Genomic DNA, 2,039 nt, shown 5'->3' with positions numbered 1-2,039 from the left:
TGCGCTGGAGCAGACCAGGGGGCGGCTGAGCCTGTTCGGCACGCCCGCCGAGGAAGGCGGCGGCGGCAAGGAGATCCTCGCCCGCGCGGGCCTGTTCGACGACGTCGACGCGGTGCTGATGCTGCACCCGTTCTCGCACGACATCGCCGCGCACCCGTTCCTCGGCCGCAGGCAGCTGGACGTGACCTTCCACGGCATCGCCGCGCACGCCTCCGCACAGCCGTTCATGGGCCGCAACGCGCTGGACGCGGTCGTGGCGACTTACCAAGGCGTGGCCGCGCTGCGCCAGCACATGCCGTCCGGAGACCGGGTGCACGGGATCATCACCGACGGCGGGGCGCGCCCGAACGTGGTGCCGGAGCGGGCCGCCGCCCAGTTCTACGTGCGCTCGGCCGACGCCGGTTCGCTGCGGGACGTGGCGGGGCGCATCGAAGCGATCGCGCGCGGTGCCGCGGAGATGACCGGTTGCGGAGTGGAACTGCTCTGGGACCGGCAGGTGCCGTACCTGCCGATCCGGCACAACGAGGCGCTGTCCGCGCGGTGGGCGCAGCACCAGGGGCGGCGCGGCCGCAACGCGCTGCCGCGCGGGGTGGTGCCGGAGTACCTGACCGGCTCCACCGACCTGGGCAACCTGAGCTTCCGGATGCCCGCGATGCATCCGATGATCGGTCTCGAAGACCCGGGACTTTCGCTGCACACCGCCCGGTTCGCCACTGCCGCGGGCTCGGCGGCGGGGGATCGGGCGGTCCTCGACGGCGCGGTCGGGCTGGCGCTGACCGCGCTGGACTACCTCGCCGACGACCGCCTGCGCAGCGCCGTGCACGCGGAGTTCGAGTCCGCGGGCGGCCCCGTGGACGTCCCGGCCTTCTTCGACTGAGGCCGCAGCGCGCCGGCCCGGAGTGATGGACTCCGTCGCCCAACTCGGCCCCGGAACGGTGCGTGTGGTGGCCGCGCGGAACCTCCGCGGGCGCTGCGTAGGATCGGCGCGGCCCGAACCCCGACCAGGTGTGTCTACTGTGGACGAATTAGTACAGCGCTGGACCGCGCAACTGCTGGACTCCGGCAGCGCGCTGACCCTCCTGCTCGGTCTGGTGGCGCTCGGCCTGATCAGCAACCACGGCACGTGGCGGCTGCTGCGCAACGTGGTCACCATCGCCCATGAAGGCGGGCACGCCGTGGTCGCGCTGCTTAGCGGCCGAACCCTCAACGGCATCCGGCTGCACTCCGACACCTCTGGGCTGACGCTGTCCACCGGCAGGCCCAGCGGCCCCGGCATGGTGTTCACCCTGTTCGCCGGCTACCCGGCGGTGTCGCTGCTCGGCCTGGGCGGTGCGGCCATGGTCGGGTTCGACCTGGCCCGCCAAGCGCTGTGGGTGGCGATCGGGCTGCTGGTGATCATGCTGCTGGCCATCCGCAACGCCTACGGGGTGCTGTCGGTGGTGCTCACCGGCGGCGCGCTGTTCGCGGTGTCCTGGTTCGCCGCGCCCGCATGGCAGGCGGTGTGCTGCGTGCTGGTGAGCTGGTTCCTGCTGCTCGGCGGACTGCGCCCGATCGCTGAGCTGCGCGGCAAGCGCAATCGCGGCAGGGCGCCCAGCTCGGACGCCGACCAGCTCGCCCGGCTGACCCGCGTCCCCGCCGGGGCGTGGCTCGGCGTTTGGTTCCTGATCGGCATCGCCGCGTTGGTGATCGGCGGCCGCTGGCTGTTGCTGATCCCGCAGCTCTGAGGGGTCCGTCCAGGTAGGTTTGCGCGGCGGTGCCAGTTGCTCGCGCGGTCGGCTGCTCAGCGGCGGCGCCGAGGCGAGCGAAGCCACCTGGCCCGCAGCCCCGCCACCTGCGCGAACAAGCCCAGCAGCACCGAGGAGTCCATTGTGGTCAACTCGGCTCTTGCTCCGCGTGGTAGGCGTGCCGCAGCATTTCAGCGTGACGAACGACGTTGTTGACGTTCCCGGAGCCGGCCCGGTGCACCGCATCGGCTTCGGCGCCATGCAACTGGCCGGGCCGGGCGTGTTCGGGCCGCCCGGCGACCGGGACCGCGCCGC

At 72.6% G+C, this 2,039-nt stretch carries 2 protein-coding genes and 1 pseudogene; all 3 read left to right on the top strand.

Annotated features, from left to right (window positions below):
* The coding region (locus tag IJH84_RS24905) for an amidohydrolase (RefSeq protein WP_295149708.1) at positions 1-877 on the top strand (877 nt) is incomplete at its 5' end.
* Positions 878-1,016: 139 nt separating this feature from the next.
* On the top strand, positions 1,017-1,724 hold the full coding sequence (locus IJH84_RS24900) for a M50 family metallopeptidase (RefSeq protein WP_200071897.1): 708 nt from the start codon (positions 1,017-1,019) through the stop codon (positions 1,722-1,724).
* Positions 1,725-1,920: 196 nt separating this feature from the next.
* Positions 1,921-2,039, top strand: a pseudogene (locus IJH84_RS24895) (oxidoreductase); the annotation flags it as partial.

Source organism: Saccharopolyspora sp. (assembly GCF_017434145.1).
Classification (GTDB): domain Bacteria; phylum Actinomycetota; class Actinomycetes; order Mycobacteriales; family Pseudonocardiaceae; genus Saccharopolyspora_C; species Saccharopolyspora_C galaxeae.
The sequence above is the reverse complement of the archived record's forward strand: the minus strand, read 5'-3'. Positions and strand labels throughout refer to the sequence as shown.